This is a genomic window from Vibrio sp. 1CM7H, from assembly GCF_023161645.1.
Taxonomy (GTDB): domain Bacteria; phylum Pseudomonadota; class Gammaproteobacteria; order Enterobacterales; family Vibrionaceae; genus Vibrio; species Vibrio diabolicus.
Window position 1 is genome coordinate 56,038 of the sequence record NZ_JALNTV010000004.1, and the last position, 21,824, is coordinate 77,861.

18 protein-coding genes are annotated in these 21,824 nt (G+C 45.2%); 13 read left to right on the forward strand and 5 right to left on the reverse strand.

Annotation, left to right across the window (positions count from 1 at the left end; translation table 11 throughout):
- Positions 1-9 precede the first annotated feature (9 nt).
- From MSG33_RS15945 to tatC, 5 genes are all read left to right on the forward strand, one after another.
- On the forward strand, positions 10-645 hold the full coding sequence (locus tag MSG33_RS15945) for an SCP2 domain-containing protein (protein ID WP_114323028.1): 636 nt from the start codon (positions 10-12) through the stop codon (positions 643-645).
- Complete coding sequence (gene ubiB, locus MSG33_RS15950; protein WP_248381435.1) at positions 642-2,276, forward strand: ubiquinone biosynthesis regulatory protein kinase UbiB; 1,635 nt, start codon at positions 642-644, stop codon at positions 2,274-2,276. Before MSG33_RS15945 ends, ubiB begins: the two co-directional genes overlap by 4 nt.
- Before the next feature lie 52 nt (positions 2,277-2,328).
- Positions 2,329-2,574: a Sec-independent protein translocase subunit TatA gene (gene tatA, locus MSG33_RS15955; protein WP_005382958.1), complete on the forward strand. Its 246-nt coding sequence runs from the start codon at positions 2,329-2,331 to the stop codon at positions 2,572-2,574.
- Positions 2,575-2,577: 3 nt separating this feature from the next.
- Entirely contained in the window at positions 2,578-2,976 is a 399-nt protein-coding gene (gene tatB / locus MSG33_RS15960; RefSeq protein ID WP_005382959.1) for a Sec-independent protein translocase protein TatB, read from the forward strand.
- A gap of 68 nt (positions 2,977-3,044) precedes the next feature.
- Complete coding sequence (gene tatC / locus MSG33_RS15965; protein ID WP_005379234.1) at positions 3,045-3,797, forward strand: twin-arginine translocase subunit TatC; 753 nt, start codon at positions 3,045-3,047, stop codon at positions 3,795-3,797.
- A gap of 464 nt (positions 3,798-4,261) precedes the next feature.
- Here tatC and MSG33_RS15970 read toward each other — a convergent pair whose 3' ends face one another.
- Positions 4,262-5,023 carry a TatD family hydrolase gene (locus MSG33_RS15970; RefSeq protein WP_248381436.1) on the reverse strand — a complete coding sequence of 254 codons (762 nt, stop codon included), beginning with the start codon at positions 5,021-5,023 and terminating at the stop codon, positions 4,262-4,264.
- A 184-nt stretch (positions 5,024-5,207) separates the two neighbouring features.
- On the opposite strand from MSG33_RS15970, the gene hemB reads away from it, so the two are divergent.
- The 3 genes from hemB to polA all read left to right on the forward strand — a co-directional run bounded on the left by hemB (position 5,208) and on the right by polA (position 10,237).
- Entirely contained in the window at positions 5,208-6,269 is a 1,062-nt protein-coding gene (gene hemB / locus MSG33_RS15975; RefSeq protein ID WP_031777176.1) for a porphobilinogen synthase, read from the forward strand.
- A 127-nt stretch (positions 6,270-6,396) separates the two neighbouring features.
- A complete protein-coding gene (locus MSG33_RS15980) occupies positions 6,397-6,831 on the forward strand; it encodes a GNAT family N-acetyltransferase (RefSeq protein ID WP_012841227.1) in 435 nt (144 codons plus the stop codon).
- Between the two features lie 619 nt (positions 6,832-7,450).
- Positions 7,451-10,237, forward strand: a complete 2,787-nt coding sequence (gene polA / locus MSG33_RS15985) for a DNA polymerase I (protein ID WP_248381437.1) — start codon at positions 7,451-7,453, stop codon at positions 10,235-10,237.
- A gap of 748 nt (positions 10,238-10,985) precedes the next feature.
- On the opposite strand, the gene yihA is transcribed toward polA, so the two are convergent.
- Positions 10,986-11,645 carry a ribosome biogenesis GTP-binding protein YihA/YsxC gene (gene yihA, locus MSG33_RS15990; RefSeq protein ID WP_005394452.1) on the reverse strand — a complete coding sequence of 220 codons (660 nt, stop codon included), beginning with the start codon at positions 11,643-11,645 and terminating at the stop codon, positions 10,986-10,988.
- A 159-nt stretch (positions 11,646-11,804) separates the two neighbouring features.
- Here yihA and MSG33_RS15995 point away from each other — a divergent pair, with 159 nt between their 5' ends.
- The 5 genes from MSG33_RS15995 to hemN all read left to right on the forward strand — a co-directional run bounded on the left by MSG33_RS15995 (position 11,805) and on the right by hemN (position 16,517).
- Entirely contained in the window at positions 11,805-12,422 is a 618-nt protein-coding gene (locus MSG33_RS15995) for a c-type cytochrome (RefSeq protein ID WP_005379248.1), read from the forward strand.
- 842 nt (positions 12,423-13,264) lie between these two features.
- Complete coding sequence (locus tag MSG33_RS16000; protein ID WP_172605921.1) at positions 13,265-13,903, forward strand: class I SAM-dependent methyltransferase; 639 nt, start codon at positions 13,265-13,267, stop codon at positions 13,901-13,903.
- Positions 13,903-14,445: a Der GTPase-activating protein YihI gene (gene yihI, locus MSG33_RS16005; RefSeq protein WP_248381438.1), complete on the forward strand. Its 543-nt coding sequence runs from the start codon at positions 13,903-13,905 to the stop codon at positions 14,443-14,445. The genes MSG33_RS16000 and yihI overlap by 1 nt, the downstream gene beginning before the upstream one ends.
- A gap of 7 nt (positions 14,446-14,452) precedes the next feature.
- On the forward strand, positions 14,453-14,941 hold the full coding sequence (locus tag MSG33_RS16010; RefSeq protein WP_248381439.1) for a DUF2489 domain-containing protein: 489 nt from the start codon (positions 14,453-14,455) through the stop codon (positions 14,939-14,941).
- Positions 14,942-15,125: 184 nt separating this feature from the next.
- The gene (gene hemN / locus MSG33_RS16015) at positions 15,126-16,517 is read left to right on the forward strand and encodes an oxygen-independent coproporphyrinogen III oxidase (RefSeq protein ID WP_048624602.1); all 1,392 of its coding nucleotides are present in this window, start codon (positions 15,126-15,128) and stop codon (positions 16,515-16,517) included.
- 68 nt (positions 16,518-16,585) lie between these two features.
- On the opposite strand, the gene add is transcribed toward hemN, so the two are convergent.
- The 3 genes from add to glnG form a co-directional block, all read right to left on the reverse strand.
- Positions 16,586-17,590, reverse strand: coding sequence for an adenosine deaminase (gene add, locus MSG33_RS16020; RefSeq protein WP_005395038.1), 1,005 nt, complete (start codon positions 17,588-17,590; stop codon positions 16,586-16,588).
- Positions 17,591-17,737: 147 nt separating this feature from the next.
- A complete protein-coding gene (locus tag MSG33_RS16025; RefSeq protein ID WP_248381440.1) occupies positions 17,738-20,284 on the reverse strand; it encodes an EAL domain-containing protein in 2,547 nt (848 codons plus the stop codon).
- Between the two features lie 102 nt (positions 20,285-20,386).
- Entirely contained in the window at positions 20,387-21,790 is a 1,404-nt protein-coding gene (glnG, locus tag MSG33_RS16030) for a nitrogen regulation protein NR(I) (protein WP_248381441.1), read from the reverse strand.
- Positions 21,791-21,824 lie beyond the last annotated feature (34 nt).

Below are 21,824 nucleotides of genomic sequence, written 5' to 3' on the forward strand. Positions count from 1 at the left end.
GTTAACGGCATGCCATTTGAACCACTTATCACCGCTGTGATTGAAACGTCACTGAATACTCTGATCAAAGACGACCCTGAATTGGGCCGCCGTTTAGCGCGTCTAAAAGGTCAAGTTATTCAAGTTCACCTGAAAGAGATCAATAAAACACTGACGTTCGTTTTTAGTCAGCAAATTGATGTGCTCGGTCATTACGAAGGACAGCCAAACTGCTACTTATCGCTCAACTTGAGCGTGTTGCCAGAGCTGCGTGACCAGGCCAACATCACTCGCCTTATTAAACAAGATAAACTTGAGCTTGAAGGCGATATTCAATTGGCGCAGAAATTCTCTCAGTTGATGGTGGATTGCAAGCCAGATGTTGAAGAGTGGTTGTCTCGCGTAACTGGCGATGTCGCTGCACATACCTTTGTGCAAGGTTCAAAAAACATAGGCAACTTCCTCGCATCTCAAGCAGAGAAACACCAGCGTCATCTTGCGCAAGTAGTAACTGAAGAGTGGAAGTTGGCACCTGCTCCTCTAGAAGTGGCGTATTTTTGCGACCAGGTTGATGAGGTTCGCAGCCAAGCTTCTCGCGTTGAAGCACGCTTGACTGCTTTGCTGAATAAGCTGGATGCAGATAAGCCTGCATTGGAGAAACCATGACGCCAGCAGAACTAAAGCGCTTATACCACATCGCCAAAGTACAACTGGAATACGGCTTAGATGAGCTGCTTCCCGATCACCAACTGACCAAAGCTCCGTTATTACTGCGCAAAAGCCTGTTCTGGATTAAGAACAAGCATCCAGAAAAACCACTCGGTGAGCGTCTGCGTTTAGCGTTGCAAGAGCTGGGGCCAGTTTGGATTAAGTTCGGTCAGATGATGTCAACGCGCCGTGACTTATTTCCTCCGCACATTGCTGATCCCCTGGCTTTGCTTCAAGACCAAGTGGCTCCATTTGATGGTGAGCTAGCAAAAAAGCAGATGGAGCAGGCATTAGGTGGCCCGTTAGAAAACTGGTTTACCGAGTTTGATATCAAACCACTGGCGTCTGCGTCGATTGCTCAGGTGCATACTGCGCGTTTAAAAGACTCTAACCAAGAAGTGGTATTAAAGGTTATCCGCCCAGATATTCGCCCGGTCATTGATTCAGATCTAAAACTGATGCACCGAATGGCGCGTATAGTCGCCGGAGCGATGCCTGAAGCACGTCGTTTGAAACCGGTTGAAGTTGTACGTGAGTACGAGAAAACATTGCTTGATGAACTCGACTTACGACGTGAAGCGGCGAATGCCATTCAGTTGCGCCGCAACTTTGAAGGCAGCGAAGAATTGTATGTTCCTGAAGTTTTTCCTGACTTCAGTAATGAAACTGTCATGGTTTCTGAGCGAATATATGGCATTCAAGTCTCTGATATTGATGGCTTGAAAGCAAATGGCACCAATATGAAATTGCTCGCGGAGCGCGGCGTGAGTGTGTTCTTCACTCAGGTGTTCCGAGACAGCTTCTTCCATGCCGATATGCATCCGGGGAACGTGTTCGTCAAACCCGAACATCCAGAGAACCCAATGTGGATCGGGCTAGATTGCGGAATCGTTGGTACACTTAATAGTGAAGATAAGCGTTATCTGGCGGAAAACTTCCTGGCGTTTTTCAATCGAGACTACCGCCGAGTGGCGGAGTTACATGTGGATTCAGGATGGGTGCCTGCCGATACCAATGTCGATGAGTTTGAGTTCGCGATTCGTATTGTGTGTGAGCCTATTTTTGCTAAGCCACTGTGCGAAATCTCCTTTGGTCATGTGCTGTTGAATTTGTTCAACACGGCACGTCGATTCAATATGGAGGTTCAGCCACAGCTTGTATTGCTGCAAAAAACGCTGCTGTACGTGGAAGGTCTTGGTAGGCAGCTGTACCCTCAGCTTGATTTGTGGGAGACCGCAAAACCATTCCTTGAAGAATGGATGATGAATCAAGTTGGGCCGCAAGCTTTGGTGAATGCGATTAAAGATCGCGCACCATTTTGGGCGGAGAAGTTACCGGAACTGCCAGAGCTGCTTTACGATAGCCTGAAACAAGGTAAAGCGATGAACCAACGCATGGATCATCTTTACCAAGGGTATCGTCAGAGCAAGCGCCAGCAGGCGACAGGAAAGTTTTTATTTGGCGTTGGCGCCACTTTAGTCGTATGCTCGGCAATATTGGTGAACAATGCTTTTGAGCAGCTTTCGTTGGCCAGCGGTATCGCAGGTGTCACATTTTGGCTGCTTAGTTGGCGAGCTTATCGTCAATAGACGTTAAACTCTTGAAATATTTTTGTTTATTTAAAGACCCGAGGTAAAGAGAATGGGTGGTATCAGTGTTTGGCAACTTCTAATCATTGCTGTAATTGTTGTATTGCTATTCGGAACTAAGAAACTACGCGGTATCGGTGGCGATCTGGGTGGTGCCGTTAAGGGCTTCAAAAAAGCGATGAGCGAAGATGAACCTGCGAAAAATGACAAAGACGCAGACTTCGAACCAAAAAGTCTAGAAGAGCAGCAGAAAAAAGAAGCTGCTCCTGAAACGAAAAAAGACAAAGAGCAGGCGTAAAACGTGTTTGATATCGGTTTTTGGGAACTGGTATTAATATCTGTTGTTGGTCTGGTCGTTCTTGGGCCGGAGCGTTTGCCTCATGCTATTCGCAGCGTGTCTCGCTTTATCGGTGCCGCTAAGAGTATGGCAAATAGCGTCAAAGACGAATTGTCACACGAGCTGAAAGTCCAAGAGCTGCAAGAAAACTTGCGCAAAGCAGAGCAAATGGGGATGGATGATTTGTCCCCTGAGTTGAAATCTTCAGTCGAAGAATTGAAGAAGGCAGCGCAATCTGTAAATCGTCCTTACGCAAAGAACACTGATTCAGAGGCTGAGCCTGTAAAAACAGAGCCAGCAGCAGAAAAGGTAGAGAAAGCGGAAGAGAGCAAGGTTACAGCGGCAGATAAGAAAGCCGAATAGTCTCATTAGGAGGAGCTACTTGTGATTGGTAGCTCCTTTTTGATCTGGTTTTTAATAAGAGGTTTGCCATGTCTACCGTCGAGCAGACACAACCTTTAATTAGTCATTTGTTGGAGCTTCGCAACCGACTACTGCGCTCAATTTTGGCAGTGTTGGTGGTGTTTGTCGGACTAATTTATTTCTCTAACCACATTTACGAGTTTGTTTCCGCACCTTTAGTAGAGCGTCTACCTGAAGGCGCGACCATGATTGCTACGGATGTGGCTTCACCCTTTTTCACGCCACTGAAGTTGACGTTAATCGCTTCGGTATTTATTGCGGTGCCGTTTATTTTGTATCAAGTTTGGGCCTTTGTTGCTCCTGGCTTATACAAACATGAGCGTCGTTTGATTATGCCGTTGCTGTTTTCCAGCTCACTGCTGTTTTATTGCGGTGTGGCATTTGCGTATTTTGTGGTGTTTCCACTAGTGTTTGGCTTCTTTACTGCTATCTCATTGGGTGGTGTAGAGTTTGCGACCGACATTTCTAGCTATCTCGATTTTGTCCTAGCACTATTTATGGCGTTTGGCATTGCGTTTGAGGTGCCTGTTGCGATCATTTTGTTGTGTTGGACTGGTGCCACCACTCCAGAAGATCTAAGACAGAAACGGCCTTATATCATTGTGGCGGCGTTTGTCGTAGGTATGGTGTTAACGCCACCAGACATGATCTCGCAAACCTTACTCGCTATTCCGATGTGTTTACTGTTTGAAGTCGGTTTATTCTTTGCGCGTTTTTATACGCGTCGAAGCGAAGAGGTAGAAGCGGAAACCGAAGAATAAGGCTAATCTAGATGTGAAAAGCGGCTCAATTGAGCCGCTTTTTTTTTTTGCGGTTGGTTTGTTTCTTGGGCTAACTACTTAACTTTCATGACGTAACCACACTTTGTGCATACGTATACTTCCTTGATGCCCAGCAGCTTTTGAAAAAAACTGCGCGGTACGCGTTGTAAGTAAGCACCATGTGTACACACTTCAACTTCCATATTCATGCTGTTTTACATTTGTGCTAATTAATGGGCATAAAGCAGTATAGAAAAAGAATATGTCTAATTGTCGACAGTTTTGCAAAACAGACGAAGTAAAGTGGCGATATGAGAGGTAAGTAGAGTTGCTAGTTAATTATTATGTTTATCAATAACTTTGTGTGGGTTGTTCTATTATTTCAATAGGTTGAATCATTCATTCAATAGTTTAGGTAATAAAAAAGCGACGTTGATTTCGTCGCTTTTTTCAATTTTCGTGAATTAAATATTAAACAGCTTTTTGGCATTTTCAGTCGTTATTGCATCGATAGTTGCGACATCGACATCACGCAAGTCGGCAACACGTTGTGCAACGAGAGAAGTGTAGGCTGGTTCATTACGCTTACCACGGTGCGGTACAGGCGCTAAGTATGGACAATCGGTTTCTAAAATGACCCACTGCATATCCAAATGTGGAATGACTTTATCCATCCCGCCATTCTTAAAGGTCGATACGCCACCCAAGCCTAAGTGGAAGCCTAGCTCATTGATTGCTTGCGCTTCTTCTAAGCTGCCTCCAAAACAGTGGAATACACCACGCAGACGACCATTTTGCTCTTGTCTTAGCAAAGTGAGTGTTTCTTCAATCGAATCACGAGTGTGGATAACGACTGGTAAATCCATCTCTTTTGCCCAGTTAAGTTGAGCTACGAACGCCATCTCTTGCTCGGCGCGATAGGTTTTGTCCCAATACAGGTCGATACCAATTTCGCCCACCGCAATAAACTTGTGTTTCTCAAACCAGCCGCGGATGACTTCCAACGTTTGCTCAACGTTGTTATCCACATAGCAAGGGTGGAGTCCCATCATTGAGTGGCACACGTCAGGATATGTCGCTTCGGTTTGTAGCATGGGCTCAATAGAGTCCAGATCGATGTTTGGCAACAGGATCTTATTAATGCCTTGCGCTAAGGCGCGTTGTACTACTTCATCGCGGTCGTTATCAAATTCGCTGGCATAGATGTGCGCGTGGGTATCGATCATCGTTACTCTCTGTGCTTCATGGTTGGTTTCGTATTCGAAGTATACTTGAGTGTGAGTGCTGGGTCATTTTCAGTTTTTTTCATTACCTTTTTCCAGATTGTCACTCGCAACATGCATCAAGAGTGATATGATTTTGTTCACCAGATGATTTGATCATCATAACCGTCCAGACAAGGAGAAAATGGTGTCTGTATCAATTCAAGGTCCATTCCCTGCACGCCGTATGCGTCGTTTACGTAAGCACGATTTTAGTCGTCGTTTGATGGCTGAGAACCAACTTTCTGTTAATGATCTGATTTATCCAATGTTCATCCTAATGGGTAAAGATCGTCGTGAGAGCGTTGAGTCCATGCCGGGTGTAGAGCGTTTGTCGATTGATTTAATGCTAGAAGAAGCGCAATACCTTGCAAATCTAGGCGTTCCAGCAATCGCGCTTTTCCCTGTCGTAAACCAAGACGCTAAAAGCTTATGTGCTACTGAAGCCTACAACCCAGAAGGTTTGGTTCAGCGAGCAGTACGTGCGCTTAAAGAACATATTCCTCAAATCGGTGTGATCACAGATGTGGCACTTGACCCATTCACGACGCACGGCCAAGACGGCATCATCGATGAAGATGGTTACGTAATGAATGATGAAACCACGGAAGTACTGGTTAAGCAGGCTTTGTCTCACGCTGAAGCGGGTGCTGACGTCGTCGCGCCTTCAGACATGATGGATGGCCGTATTGGTAAGATCCGCGAAGCATTAGAAAATGCGGGCTACATTCATACACAAATCATGGCTTACTCGGCTAAGTACGCGTCGAACTACTACGGACCATTCCGTGATGCGGTTGGCTCTTCTTCAAATCTAAAAGGCGGCAACAAGAAAAACTACCAAATGGACCCAGCAAACATTGACGAAGCGATCCATGAAGTGGCGCTAGACATCAATGAAGGTGCGGACATGGTGATGGTTAAACCTGGTATGCCATACTTAGATGTAGTTCGCCGAGTTAAAACCGAACTTCAGGTACCGACGTTTGCTTATCAGGTGTCTGGCGAGTACGCGATGCATAAAGCGGCGATCATGAATGGCTGGCTCAAAGAGCGCGAAATTGTGATGGAATCACTACTGTGCTTCAAACGTGCAGGTGCTGACGGCATCTTAACGTACTTTGCGAAAGACGTGGCTGAGTGGTTGGCAGAAGAGAATGCACAAACTGCTCAACACCTAAATCGTACTCCGGAAGCGACTGAAGAGTAATTATCGCTCAGTGAGAAACACCAGACCAACAAGAGTTGTTCGTCTGTATATACCCAAGTAACCTCAGGCGGATTACAACAGTAACAATCCAAGGTGCTTGGGTATTTTTATTTTGGAGAAGAGAACAATGACAATGCTGATTCGTGAAGGCACATTGGAAGAAGCACTTCAAGTTGTGGCACGTGTTACCGAATTTTCGAAAGGAGAAACGGTAGACTCCATGACTCAACGTTTAGAAGAGAAAAACAGTTTAATCCTCGTTGCAGAAAAAAATGGCACGATTGTCGGCTTCAAAATAGGTTACGAATTAGAGGATGGTGTTTTCTATAGCTGGTTGGGTGGTGTCGTTCCTGAGGCTCGAAATGAAGGCGTGGCACAATTGCTTTTAGAAGCACAAGAAGATTGGGCGGCTGAGCAAGGCTATAACACGTTAAAAGTGAAATCTCGAAATCAGTTTCCTGCTATGCTTCGATTGTTATTGAGAAATGGCTATATCATTGAAAAATTTGAAGAAAAAATCAACCTTCGTGAATCTCGAGTTCATTTCATTAAAGCGATGTGAAAATAAATGAGATTTTTTCTCATTTAACTGTTGACTACGAAATGAGAATCATTATTATTAAACCTGTCTTAGGGAATGAGGAAGAGTTCACAAGGACGTTGAATGACTTATTAACAGAAGTTGATTAACTGAAAGTTGAGAAGTGATGAAACATTTTTCCGAGAACTTGCACGAATTCTTTTTGACACGACATTGCTCACATTGCTTCCAGTGTAATTTATAGCTTCTTGGTAAGCTGCTCTATTTACAGAATTTGCTTTACCACTTCTGCTAGGCGACCCCATTCGGGTCGCTTTTTTCTTTTCTACGATTTCTATTTGACGTCACTATTCGTATTTTTTCCACACACGATGATCATTTAAGGATCGTTGATCTTCTCGCCGTTTTATAAAATAAATATTTAAAAACAATAATTTACCGTGTGTGTTTTTTATGTTTTCTATCATTGGATAACCAGTGGATAATTTCTATAAACAGAGTTATCCACAGGGTGAGGTTATCTTCGTGAATAAAATCGAAAAATTTACGCGACCTAGATCGAGCGAACAAGATAGATTCGGATCAGCAGTCATGGCATCCTAGGCAGATCTCTCAAGTACTGAATTGGATACAGACAATTATGGCAAGTATTCCTGAAAATCCGTTGATCCTTATCGACGGCTCTTCTTACCTATATCGCGCTTTTCACGCCTACCCGGGCACCATGAGTAATGGTGAAATTCCAACTAATGCCGTTTACGGTGTCGTGAACATGTTACGCAGCATGATGCGTCAGTTTGCGTCTGAGCGCATCGCGGTGGTTTTCGATGCGAAGGGAAAAACCTTCCGTGATGATATGTATGCAGAATACAAAGCTAATCGTCCGCCAATGCCGGATGATCTGCGTTGCCAAATTGAACCATTGCACAATGTTATTCGCGCGATGGGTTTACCACTAATCTGCGTTCCTGGCGTCGAAGCGGATGACGTCATTGGTACGTTGGCGCATCAAGCATCACAAAAGGGCATGCCTGTATTGATCAGTACTGGTGATAAAGACATGGCGCAGTTGGTGGATGATAATATTACTTTGATCAACACCATGACGAACGTCGTGATGGATCGTGAAGGTGTGGTTGAAAAGTTTGGCATTCCACCTGAGTTAATCATCGACTACCTAGCGCTGATGGGCGATAAAGTAGATAACATCCCTGGTGTACCAGGCGTGGGTGACAAAACAGCGACCGCACTACTGCAAGGTATTGGCGGTCTGACTAAGCTGTATGAAAATCTCGATGACATTGCTGCACTTGGCTTCCGTGGTTCTAAAACCATGGCGAAGAAGCTCATCGATAACAAAGAAAATGCCATGCTGTCGTACGAGCTCGCGACCATTAAATTGGATGTTGAACTTGAAGAAACGCCAGAATCACTGCTGAAAGCGGAACCAAATAAAGACGAACTAGTGAAGCTGTATGGTCAACTGACGTTTAAATCTTGGTTGAACGAACTACTTGAAGGTGGTTCTGGGTCGGTAGAAGCTGTTGAGCTTGCTGGCTCTGCTCAAGCCTCTGCTTCTCATACCGAGATGGAAACTTCCGCAGTGACAATCGACCGCAGCCAATATGAAACGATTCTGGATGAAGAAACCTTCAATGCGTGGCTAGACAAACTTCAAACGGCCGAGTTGTTTGCGTTTGATACGGAAACCGACAACCTAGATTACATGCTAGCGAACCTAGTTGGTTTGTCATTCGCTGTCGATGAAGGCATTGCCGCTTATGTGCCTGTTGCACATGACTACCTAGATGCACCTGAACAGCTTGATCGTGATTGGGTTTTAGGACAGCTTAAGCCAATTCTTGAAGATGCAGCGAAAGCAAAAGTTGGTCAAAACTTAAAGTATGATGCGTCTGTATTGGCTCGTTATGACATTGAACTAAAAGGTATCAAGCACGACACGATGTTGGAATCGTACATTTACAACAGTGTCGGCGGTAAACACGATATGGACAGCTTAGCGCTGCGCTTCCTACAGCATAGTTGCATTTCTTTTGAGCAAATTGCAGGTAAAGGCAAAAATCAGCTTACGTTTAACCAAATCGAGTTGGAACAAGCATCGCCATACGCGGCAGAAGATGCGGATGTGACCCTTCGTCTGCACAATCGCTTGTTTGCGAATATCGAGCAGGATGAAAGCCTAAAGACAGTTTACGAAGAGATTGAAATGCCGTTGGTGCCAGTTCTTTCGCGCATTGAACGCACCGGGGTCTTTATTGACGAAATGAAGCTGAGTGCGCAGTCGGTCGAGATTACCGCTCGCCTTGATGAGCTTGAAAAGAAGGCGTATGAAATCGCTGAGCAAGAGTTCAACATGAACTCGCCAAAGCAATTACAAGCCATCCTATTTGAAAAAATGGGTTTACCGGTGGTGAAGAAAACGCCATCAGGTACACCATCGACGAATGAAGAAGTGCTACAAGAGCTTGCCTTAGATTACCCACTGCCAAAATTGATTTTGGAATATCGCGGTTTGGCGAAGCTTAAATCGACGTACACGGATAAGCTGCCGAAGATGATCAACCCAACAACAGGGCGTGTGCATACTTCTTACCATCAAGCGGTAACCGCAACAGGTCGTCTATCTTCTACCGATCCGAACTTACAGAACATTCCAATTCGTAACGAAGCCGGCCGTCGTATTCGCCAAGCGTTTGTCGCACCAGCTGGCCATAAAATCTTAGCGGTCGACTACTCGCAAATCGAACTGCGCATCATGGCTCACCTTTCTGGCGACCAAGCGTTATTAGATGCCTTCCGTGATGGTAAAGACATTCACGCGGCAACTGCGGCAGAAATTATGGGTCTGGATATTGAACAAGTATCCAGTGAGCAGCGTCGCCGTGCTAAAGCCGTTAACTTCGGGCTTATCTATGGCATGAGTGCATTTGGTTTGGCGAAGCAGCTTGGTATCCCTCGCGGCGAAGCACAAGCCTACATGGATAAATACTTTGAGCGTTACCCTGGCGTTATGCAGTACATGGAAGACACGCGCAGCACGGCTGCAGATAAGGGCTATGTTGAAACGATTTTTGGTCGACGTTTGCATTTACCAGAAATCAAATCGCGCAACGGTATGCGTCGTAAAGCTGCTGAACGTGCGGCAATCAACGCACCGATGCAAGGTACAGCTGCGGACATCATTAAGAAAGCGATGCTGTTGGTTGATCAGTGGATTCAGGAAGAAGGCAATGGTCGTGTGAAGTTGTTAATGCAAGTACACGATGAATTGGTCTTTGAAGTTGAAGAGTCATCATTGTCCGAAATTGAAAGTAAAGTACAGAAATTGATGGAATCTGCAGCAGAGCTAAAAGTACCGTTGGTTGCAGAAGCAGGGCACGGTGACAACTGGGATCAAGCTCATTAGTCACTTTTAGACCAAAATAACCAATTAATTATGAGCCAGCGCACAAACGCTGGCTTTTTTTTGCGATTAAAAAATCTGGCGCAAAGTTAACTTTGATGTTGCTTAATAAAAATTTCATGAAAAAAAACTACAAAAATTCTTTGCAATTCTGACCAATTGTTGTACATTAATACTCGTAGGGTACAGAGGTAAGATGTTCTATCTTTCAGACCTTTTGTTTCACGTTATTGGATTAGGCTGATTCAGCCGCCCCAGTCAGCTTTTGACTGGGGCGTTTTTTATTGGGCGAAAGAAAATTTTTCTTTTTGTTCAATGTGTTGGGTTGGTAACGACTTGTCTTTATATTTCTCCCACCTTTAACCTATTGTCTACACTCCAATTTTCTTCAAAAACTCGCAAACTATTCAGTCTGTAAATTTATGCCAATCACACTATGATTTTTTCTTGAAGGAAACTAAGTTGACGGGAAAATGGGTAGGTTTCTGTCTAACTTGTTGAATTGTATTTTCTTTATTGGTTATGGTTGTGAGTTGATTAAGCGAAAGCTAAAGTTAGGCGGCTTTTTAAGCTATTGAAATCATCCGATAGTTCAGCAATGCTTCGTCACATAACAATAATTACCAATTTTTCTCTCCCGTTATCCCTGCCAGGAAGGTGGGGATTTTTATTGCCTGTTATTTAGCTCAGATAAACAAAAGCCCCACCAAATGGTAGGGCCGTATCGAAAAGATTTAACAAATATTGTTAATTATTCTTCGTCGCTTGCTGGGGTATCCAGTTCGCCTTCTTCTATCAGGTGTGCGAGCGCCGGTGCAAACCAGGTATCCAGTTTTGCGCGCAGCTGATCAACGCCTAATCCTTTAAGGGAAGAGAACACATCAACGGAAACGTCGCCACCGAAAGTTTCCACCTGTTTGCGAACTTTCAGCAGGGTTTGTTTGCGTGCGCCACTTTTTAGTTTATCTGCTTTGGTTAGCAAAACTTGCACAGGAATGTGGCTATCGATGGCCCAGAAAATCATTTGCTGGTCGAGATCTTTCATTGGATGACGAATGTCCATCAGAACCACTAAGCCTTTTAGGCACTCGCGTTTCTGTAGGTATTCACCTAAAGATTTCTGCCATTTGTTTTTCATCTCTACCGGTACTTGAGCAAAACCGTATCCAGGTAGATCGACAATGTGACAACCTTCTTCTACTTTGAAAAGGTTGATTAATTGCGTACGACCAGGTGTCTTTGATGTCTTGGCTAAGCTTTTTTGATTAGTTAGACGGTTAAGTGCACTCGATTTACCAGCGTTTGAGCGTCCTGCAAACGCAATTTCGACACCTTCGTCTTCCGGTAGGTGACGAATATCGGGTGCGCTGGTGATGAAATGCGTATTTTGGTAATGAATTTTTACGCTCACTGTTAACTCCATCTCGACTTTGTGTAGTCGATTGATTACTTTTTTGTGAAAATGTGTAAAATAACCGTGCTCGGCATAAGGTCGCCTATTGTACCATGAGTGTACGCGGTATGTTCACATTCCGTGGTACTGGAAGCTTGATAATTATAATGGAATGTCATGAAGAAATTAGCGCTAATTTTGAGTCTTTTAGCCAGTTGCTCAGTATGGGCCCAAGGTAATATTGAGGCTGGTAAAGCAAAATCACAAACCTGTGTCGCCTGTCACGGAGCAGATGGCAACAGTGCAATAACAACGTACCCGAAACTCGCAGGCCAACACGCTAAGTATCTTGAGAAGCAGTTAAAAGAACTTAAGCTAGGCATGACAAGTGGTGGTAAACAAGGTCGTTACGATCCTGTAATGAGTGGTATGGCAATGCCACTGAGCGATGAAGATATCGCAGACCTATCTGCTTACTACGCTTCGCTACCAGTTTCAGAAAACTCAACACCTGAAGATGTGGTAGCAAAAGGCAAAACGCTTTATACCGCTGGTGATGCCGAGCGTGGCCTAACCGCATGTATTGCATGTCATGGTCCTCGTGGCAATGGTACAGAGCTTTCAGGTTTCCCGAAAATTTCTGGTCAGCATGCTGACTACATCAAAGCTCAGCTAGAAAAATTCCGTGATGGCGACCGTGGTAATGATATGAATGCCATGATGCGCGACATCGCGAAGAAAATGACAGACGAAGATATCGAAGTGCTGTCTAAATACGTTGGCGGTCTGCACTAATATACCTAAATCGCTCAAGATGATCCTGCATCTTGAGTTTATTGGGTAGATGTCCCTACATCGTTCGAGCAACTTATACAAAAGTGCCCTAGTGAATTCGCTAGGGCATTTTTGTTCGTGACAAATATCACAGTCGACTTTGAGTTCGAAAGCGATAGTTAGCTCGGTAGTTTGTGAGACATTTGCCATACTTGATGTTGGCTTTTTCTTGTTAGTGTTTTTAAGTTTTTGATTAAATGATAATTTTGATATTTTTAGAAAATAGGCGGATTATTTTTTCAACCCATTACTTGTGAGCATCGCGGGATGGCGTAAAGTAGAAGTCGTTCACAGGGGGTGAATGTAAGGATTTTAGACCACGGTTTAGGTCTCCAAGGATGTAGCTCGGATGCTTGGTGATTTAGAAAGGGATTTAGATAGGTAGGGAGCCTATCTGATAAGGATGGTCATCTCGTCTGACGGTTAAGACAGTGAAACGGATCAGGCACAGGAAGTTGCTCAGTAGACAGGAAGTAAACGGATAGCCAAAACTCATCAGGAAGATGAAAAACAACTCTTTTTGGCAGGGAAAGCTCGAAAAACAAAGGGATCATTGGTGCACCAAATGTGTGCAACACAGTTTCGCCACTTGATGGCACTTAGAAAGCGACAGTCTGACTGTCGCTTTTTTTATATTCTTTTCCCTTGGTAAGTCGCAATCTGAATTACGATTACTGCACTTATTTACTTCGATGGGTTGTAAACAAAGTTTTTTAACAAAAATTGCTGAAAAAATACTCAGTAACACTCCAATCTGAGTTCACTTTCTGGTATGTTTCGCATCCCTGTTTGAGGAAGTCAGCATGCATACCTGTCCTTTATGCCAAAATCAGCGTACTCACCACTATTTTGAAGATAAGCGACGTGAATATCTTCAATGTGAGCAGTGCTGTTTGGTGTTTGTGAATCCAGACCAACGTTTGGATGCGGAAACCGAAAAAGCTCACTATGATTTGCATGAGAACAACCCTGAAGATTTAGGTTACCGACGCTTTTTGTCGCGTATTGCTGACCCGCTCACAGAGCGAATTTCTCCACAATCAAATGGTATCGACTTTGGTTGTGGTCCTGGCCCAACGCTCTCCTTGATGCTGGAAGAGGCGGGGCACAACATGGCGTTGTACGATCTCTACTACCACCCTGATACGTCGGTTTTAGATAAAACGTATGACTTCATGACAGCAACAGAGGTGATAGAGCACCTCTACCACCCAGATTTGGTGTGGAAGCAATGGTTGAATTTAGTTAAGCCAGGGGGCTGGATAGGCCTGATGACGAAAATGGTCATCGACGTGGAGGCTTTCAAATCATGGCATTATAAGAACGATCTCACTCATGTAGTGTTCTTTAGTCGTGACACGTTCCAGTTCCTAGCAGAGCGGGATAAGCTCGAACTCGAATTTATTGGTAATGATGTAATTTTACTGAGGAAACCCCAGTAATGAGCCGTAGTAAAAAATCTAGAAGGCCAGGTGCCGCTGGCGCACCTGAGTTTGTTGTAACTCGTAACCGTACAGAATCTGATGTGGAAGGCCGCCTACGCAAGCGTGCTAAAAAGCGCAAAGGCTTGAAAACGGGTAACCGTAACTCAGAAGTTAACGAGCAGAAAAAGCAAGCTGCTGCACAAAACCGCGACCCGCGTTTAGGCAGTAAAAAGAAAATTCCTCTGGTTGTTGAGCCTGCGAAGAAAATGACGAAGCAAGAGCGTCGTTTGTCGGCAGAGCAAGAACTAGAGATGCTAGAAAATGACGCGCAATTGAACGTGTTGCTAGACCGTATTGAAGCGGGTGAAAACCTAGGCACAGGTCTACAGAAATACGTCGATGAGAAGCTCGACCGCATTGAGAAGCTAATGGACCAACTAGGTTTGTTGGAACCTGAAGAAGAGGAAGACTTCACTGCTCCTGCTGAGAAAAGCACGCGCAATGATGATGACTTGCTGGCAGATTTCGACGACATTAACTTCGACGACTACAAAGGATAATTAAGCTATGAATGTAACCTTATTAGCTATTGCTGGTGTTGTGATTATCATCGCACTTGCTTCTTATGCAGGTTACCTTCTGCTTAAATTGAAAAAGCAAAAGGAATTGCAGCTAAAGCATCAAAAATTGGCGATAGATAAACGTAACGCCAACATTTTTGAGAATGTGCATACCTTGTGTCAGGCGGGTATTCAAGGCCAATGCGATTTATCTGAAATCAGTATTCGTGTGTATAACATCATGGATTATGTACAAGGTGAAGACCGTGTCGATTTCGATAAAACGTACCCTGCAATTTCTGAGCTTTACCATATCGTGAAAGATATGGCGCGTGGTGAAGAACGCCAACAACTTGCCAAGAAAGAGCGTATGCAACAGAACTTGACGCGTCATAAAGCGGAAAGCCGCCTCACTGATGCGATCATTGAGGAGCTCAAAGTGTTGCAGAAAAACGTCCAGCCACTGAATAATCAAATCAATATTCAGATGATTTAATAGTTACCCCCAATGGTTTCCTTATGACTGTTGGGGGTATCGTGATCACGCTAGCACTTCTTTAGTTTTATAATTAAAAAGCCAGTCGGCGTTGCCACGCTTGTCATCGTCGTATGGCAAAATAGCGGCTCTGAATATCGGGTGACGGCTTTCGTTGCCCTAGCATTTAACGGAAAGTACCACCATGTCGAATCAACACACTGAATCGAAGCAGCAAATCGTCTGGGATCAAGCGGTATTGGATAAGTACAACTATTCCGGTCCTCGCTACACGTCGTACCCAACGGCGCTGGAGTTCCATGAAGCGTTCACCATTTCTGATTATGATATGGCATGCACTCAGTACCCAGACCGCCCATTATCGCTGTACGTGCACATTCCGTTCTGTCACAAGCTTTGTTACTACTGTGGTTGTAATAAAGTCATCACGCGCCACTCGCACAAAGCGGACGAATACCTCGATGTGCTTGAGCATGAGATTCGTCAACGTGCAGCCTTATTGGTGGGCAGAACGGTAACGCAATTGCACTTTGGTGGTGGTACGCCAACGTTCCTTTCTGAAAAGCAAATTACACGCGTAATGAGCCTGTTGCGCCAAGAGTTTACCTTTAGCAGTGATGCTGAAATCAGTATCGAAGTTGACCCGCGTGAAATTCAGATCACCATGCTGGATCACCTGCGTAGCGAAGGCTTTAACCGCTTGAGCATCGGTGTTCAGGACTTCAACAAAGAAGTGCAAAAACTGGTGAACCGTGAGCAAGATGAAGAGTTCATCTTTGCGATGGTTGCGCGCGCAAAAGAGTTGGGTTTCCGTTCGACAAACCTAGATCTGATCTACGGCTTGCCAAAGCAAACCAAAGACTCTTTTGCCAAGACGTTAGAACAAGTACTAGAAATGCAGCCGGGCCGTCTGTCCGTATTTAACTACGCGCACATGCCACAGCTATTTGCAGCGCAGCGTAAGATTAAAGACGAAGATCTGCCTAAAGCAGAAGAGAAGATGGCGATTCTGCAAGATACCATCGCGACACTGACTGGTGCTGGCTACCAGTTCATCGGTATGGACCATTTTGCATTGCCTGATGACGAACTTGCCGTTGCTCAGCGCGAAGGTATTTTGCATCGCAACTTCCAAGGCTACACCACACAAGGTGAATGTGATTTGGTTGGCTTTGGTGTCTCTGCAATCTCGATGATCGGCGATGCATACGCGCAAAACCAGAAAGAGCTGAAGAAATACTACGCTCAAGTCAACGAACTTCGTCACGCACTGTGGAAAGGGGTCTCTCTAGACTCTGATGATTTGCTACGTCGCGAAGTGATCAAGCAGCTGATCTGTAATTTTAAGTTAGACAAGAAAGCGATTGAGTCTGAGTTTAAAGTGAAGTTTGATCAGTACTTTAAAGAAGACTTGCAGCTACTTCAGACCTTCATCAACGATGAGCTGGTGGAAGTGGATGACAATGAAATTCGTGTGACGCTGCGAGGTCGTTTGCTGATCCGTAATATTTGTATGAGCTTCGATAAGTACCTGCGAGCGAAGGCGCGTCAGCAACAATTCTCTCGTGTTATCTAATCATAGACGCCGATTCAAGATATAAAAAATGCCAGCAGATGCTGGCATTTTTTATGTTTTCGCTGGATTTAAGCGCGATCTTTTACTTTTGCTTTCAGTTCGGCTTTTTCTGCTTCTGAAAGGAACGCAATCTCAAGGCCATTGATTTGCGCTTGGCGAATCTGGTCTTGGCTCAGACCAGCTGCTGGTGCCGCTACTTCGTATTCGTATGGCAGTTCGATGCCTTCTACCGCTGGATCATCAGTGTTCAGACACGCAAGAACGCCATGCTCTAGGAACTGTTTGAGAGGGTGGTTTTCTAACGTTTCTACCGTGCTTGTTTGGTAGTTTGATGTTAGGCAAGACTCAATACCAATGCGGTTTTCTGCTAGGTAATCCATCAGTTTTGGATCGTGGATCGCTTTTACGCCGTGACCGATACGAGTTGCGCCCAGCTCATTGATTGCTTGCCACATGCTCTCTGCACCTGCTGCTTCACCAGCATGAACCGTTACCCCAAGGCCAGCGTCGCGTACTTGTTTGAAGTGAGACACAAAGCGATCGCCCGGTTGGCCCAGTTCGTCACCCGCCAAGTCGACGGCAACGATGTGATCTTTTTGGCTCAGAATGCCGTCCAGTTCTTGTTGGCATGCGTCGGTGCCAAATGTGCGACTCATGATGCCGATCAGGTTGGCTTTCACGCCAAAATCGCGCATACCCGCTTGCACACCGTCCACGACTGCTTCAACAACACCCGCTACTGGTAACTTGTGTTTCATTGCCATGTAGTATGGTGAGAAACGCAGTTCAGCGTAATCGATTTGAGCGTTTAGTGCGTCTTCTACGTTTTCGTACGCCACACGACGACATGCATCTAGGTCGCCCAGTACCGCAACACCCCAGTCGAGCTTAGAAAGGAAAGCAACAAGAGAGGGTTCCGCTTCGACAATTTGAACGTGAGGAGTTAGAGACTCAATATCGTACGCTGGCAGAGCAATACCAAATTTTTGGCCAAGCTCAAGAATCGTTTTAGTACGAATGTTACCGTCAAGGTGGCGGTGCAAATCAGTAAGAGGAAGGTTCTTCGTTATCATTATGTCGATCCGGATAGTTATGAACTGGAACAGGGCCCAAACATCATCTGTGACAATACATGGGTAAGATTTGCAGTTAAGTATAAATAACAGTTAGGTAGATTGTCAGTAGAGGATGACTAGGAAATCAACGATTCTCGCTCTTTTCTACTTCATGTTAACCAAATGTGTTGGCCACTCTTCTAGTGGCATTGGACGGCTGTAATAGAAGCCTTGCACTTGGTTGCAGCCTAAAGAGCGTAGTAATTGTGCTTGATTGCTATCCTCTACGCCTTCTGCGACGACATTGGTTTTGAGGCCCGCGGTGATATTGATGACCGCAGCAACGACCGAACTGTCTAAGTTTTCTTGCGTGAGTTGATTGATGAAGGTGCGATCAATCTTCAAACAAGTAAATGGCAGTGAGTGAAGATAACCCAGTGATGAGTAACCGGTACCGAAATCATCGATCGCGATACCAATCCCCATATCACGCAGTTTGGTCATATTTTCCAGTGTGGTTGGTGCGCTATCAATAATGCGCGACTCGGTGATCTCCAGTGTTAGGTTACTGGCGGGTAATTTTGTGATATCCAATACGTTGGTCAACGTATCGACAAAATCAGGGCAGGACAGTTGATTAACGGAGATGTTCACATGCAGTTGGAAGTCTGATGGCCACTGATTACTTTGAATGGCTTGGTATGTATCGCGGCAAGCTTGTAACAGAATTTGTTGGCCAATGGCTTTGATCATGCCGCTTTCTTCTGCGATTGGAATAAAATCTAATGGTGACACCATTCCTGAGTCACTGTGCCAGCGCGCCAGCGCTTCTGCGCCACACACATTACCACTAGCGAGATCCACAATAGGTTGATAATGAGGGACAAACTCTTGGTTTTCGATGCCAGTTTGAATCTTAGTCAGCATTTGGGTGCGGAACTTTGAAGCGCTTGCCAGTTCAGGGCTGTAATGACAGACACCGGTCAGTGAGTCTTGCTTGGCGTAGCTTAATGCGATGCTGGCGTTGCGAAGCCACAGCGGCATGGTTTCATTTGGTTGGGTTTGCACAATGCCAAGTGAAATCTTCATCACTACATTCTCACCTTCCACCATAAATGGGGTGGAAAAGAGTTGCTGTAATCGACGCTCGGTTTGTCTAACTTTGGCTTCCGTATCGGCGTTTGAGAGAAACACTGCGAACTCATCACCGCCAATCCGAGCCAGTAACGCGTTATCACTAAACTCTTGTTTTAGCCTTTCTGCGATGCTGACCAACAGTTGATCACCGTTATGATGACCCACACTGTCGTTGATATCTCTAAATTTGTTGATACCAAGTAAAAATAAACTGCCGTGGCACAGGTGAGATTGGTTCTCACAGATTTCGACCAAGCCCTGACGACTGTATAAGCGTGTCAGAGAGTCATAAACCAACTGCTCACGCAACGCTTTAAATGAGGCTCTGAGGTTACTCGTCATCTCATTAAAGGCATGCACAAGTACCGTTGTCTCATACACATAACCAGGTTTTGGCATACTGCTGTCCCAATCGCCATTCGCAAGGTGTTGGGCGGCGTCGGCCGTCGCGTTAATCGGTCTGGTGACTCGGTTGAAAATGATCCAACTGATGGCGATACCAAATAAGCTGACGATAAACCCGACCAGCCAACTCTTTTGTTGGCTTTTCGGCAATGTACCCAGCAACTCGGATTCAGATATAGAGGTGCCAATAAACCATGTTAAACCGTTTTGATCTCGGTATGGGGTTAGTCGGCTGAAAATACGTTGGCCGTCATGCTCAAATGAAAAGGTGTAAGGTTGCTTAGTATTGTTGAGATCAAACGACCGAACGCGGCTCGCACTGATTTTGATGATCGGATCTGCGTTTTCAGCCGCAAACAAACGCTGCCCTTTATCAGAAAACTTTGTGCCCCATGAGATAACGCTTCCCGGGCCTGAGTGAGCGATTAAACGATGCTCTGGGTCCATGATGTAGACCGAAGCTTTGGTGTTGTATTTTAACTCACGTAGAAATTCGTTAAATGTGTTGATGCGAATGTCTGTCACCAACACGCCAGCAAATTGGTCGTGTTTATACACCGGTGTCATGGCTGACAGCGTAATATCCTGGCGTTCATCGGCATTCGTATAAATCTCAGACCACATCGAGGTTTGAGTCTCTGCGACGGGCGTATACCATGGGCGAGTGCGAGGATCGTATGGAGAGATAACCGTTCGAATGCTATTACTTACATGGTTGGTGCCATAAATAATCAGATCACCATCGGTATATCGATCTTGAACCATTAAGGTGTAATCGTCGGAAAGCTCGCGGCGGAACCCGGCAAAGTCACCGCTTTCTGAACCAAATGCGATGACATCCAACTGCGGTATCGATTGGTAAAGGTTTTTGAATGCACTCAGCAGGTAGCTTTGAATATCTGAGGTGTCGTGAGGGTGATAAAGGTTGTGATAGCTGACGTTATGTGCGAGAGCCATAACTGCAGTAAACGGCTTGCGCAGATAGCTATTAAGGTGGTCGTGGACACTTTCGGTTAACACGGAAAGTTGTTTGTCGCTGATATCTGTGACCACTTCTTCGTAGCTTTGTTTTTGGACGTAGACAATGACACCGATCGCCAGTAAGAAGATCATGACAAATGGAATGAGAACAGCGGTACGCAGTGTAATTTGAGTCGTAGCAGTAGACATTGCCTAATCACATAGATGGTGGTGCGCCACAATTGTACTGATATTTTTGTTAATATCGAGTGACAAACGACTCTCGTTGTTAACGCACCACGTAAGTGATTGTCAGTACAATTCTTTTAATTTTCTGGTAAGCGTGTTTCGCCCCCAGCCTAATACTTTAGCGGCATCTTGCTTGTGACCTTTAGTGTGCTCCAAAGCGGCCTCTAATAAAATGCGCTCAAATTCTGGTAAAGCATAAGAAAGCAGTTCTTTATCTCCTACCGCGAGTGATTGACGTGCCCAATCCGCCAATTGTTCTTGCCAGCTGCCATGCTCAGAGTCCGAAATGGATTTTTTCTCTTCGAGCAGTTCGCTTGGTAAGTCGTTTGGCAATACCTCGCTACCACTGGCCATGACGGTTAACCAACGGCAAATATTCTCTAATTGACGCACGTTGCCCGGCCAATCAAGGCGGTTAAGAATTTCAACGGTCGACGGATGCAGAGTTTTGGTTTCGACCCCCAGCTCATCAGCCGCTCGGATAAGAAAATGCTGCGTAAGTTTTTCGATGTCCTGCTTACGTTCACGCAATGCCGGAATCTGCACTCGAATCACGTTCAAGCGATGGAATAAGTCTTCACGGAAATCGCCTTCATGCACCAGCTTTTCTAAATTCTGGTGTGTTGCCGCGACAATCCTTACGTCGACGCTGATTGGGGAGTGACCGCCCACTCGATAAAACTGTCCGTCGGCCAGAACACGCAGCAAACGGGTTTGAATATCTAACGGCATGTCACCGATTTCGTCTAAAAATAGGGTGCCGCCATTGGCTTGTTCGAATCGACCCTGACGAACATTGTTCGCCCCGGTAAATGCCCCTTTTTCATGACCAAACAACTCTGACTCAATCAGATCTTTGGGAATCGCCGCCATATTGAGTGCAATAAAAGGTTTGTTGGCGCGAGGACTATGGCGGTGCAACGCATGAGCAACGAGCTCTTTACCCGTGCCCGATTCACCGTTAATCAATACTGAAATTGAGGAGCGAGAAAGACGACCAATGGCGCGAAATACTTCTTGCATGGCTGGCGCTTCACCGATGATTTCTGGCGTTTCCGCGGGAATGTCTTCTGGAGAGAGTTGCTCACGTTTATTTTCGTGACTGTGTGCAATCGCTCGTTCAACTAACGTTAAGGTTTCATCGATATCAAAAGGTTTTGGTAAGTATTCAAAGGCGCCTTTTTGGTACGCATTCACTGCCGCATCCAAATCCGAGTGGGCGGTCATGATAATCACGGGAAGGTCTGGGTAATCGCGCTGTACTTGTTTTAGCAGCTCTAATCCATCAATGCCCGGCATGCGAATGTCCGATACCAGCACATCTGGTACTTCGCGTTCGAGCGCCATCAAAACGCTTTCCCCATCGGCATAGGTTTCGCATTTTATGTTGGCAGAGGAGAGCGTTTTCTCCATCACCCAGCGAATGGAACTGTCGTCATCAACGACCCAAACATATCCTTTACTCATGTAGTAATCCTTGCAGCAAACCGAAAAACTGATG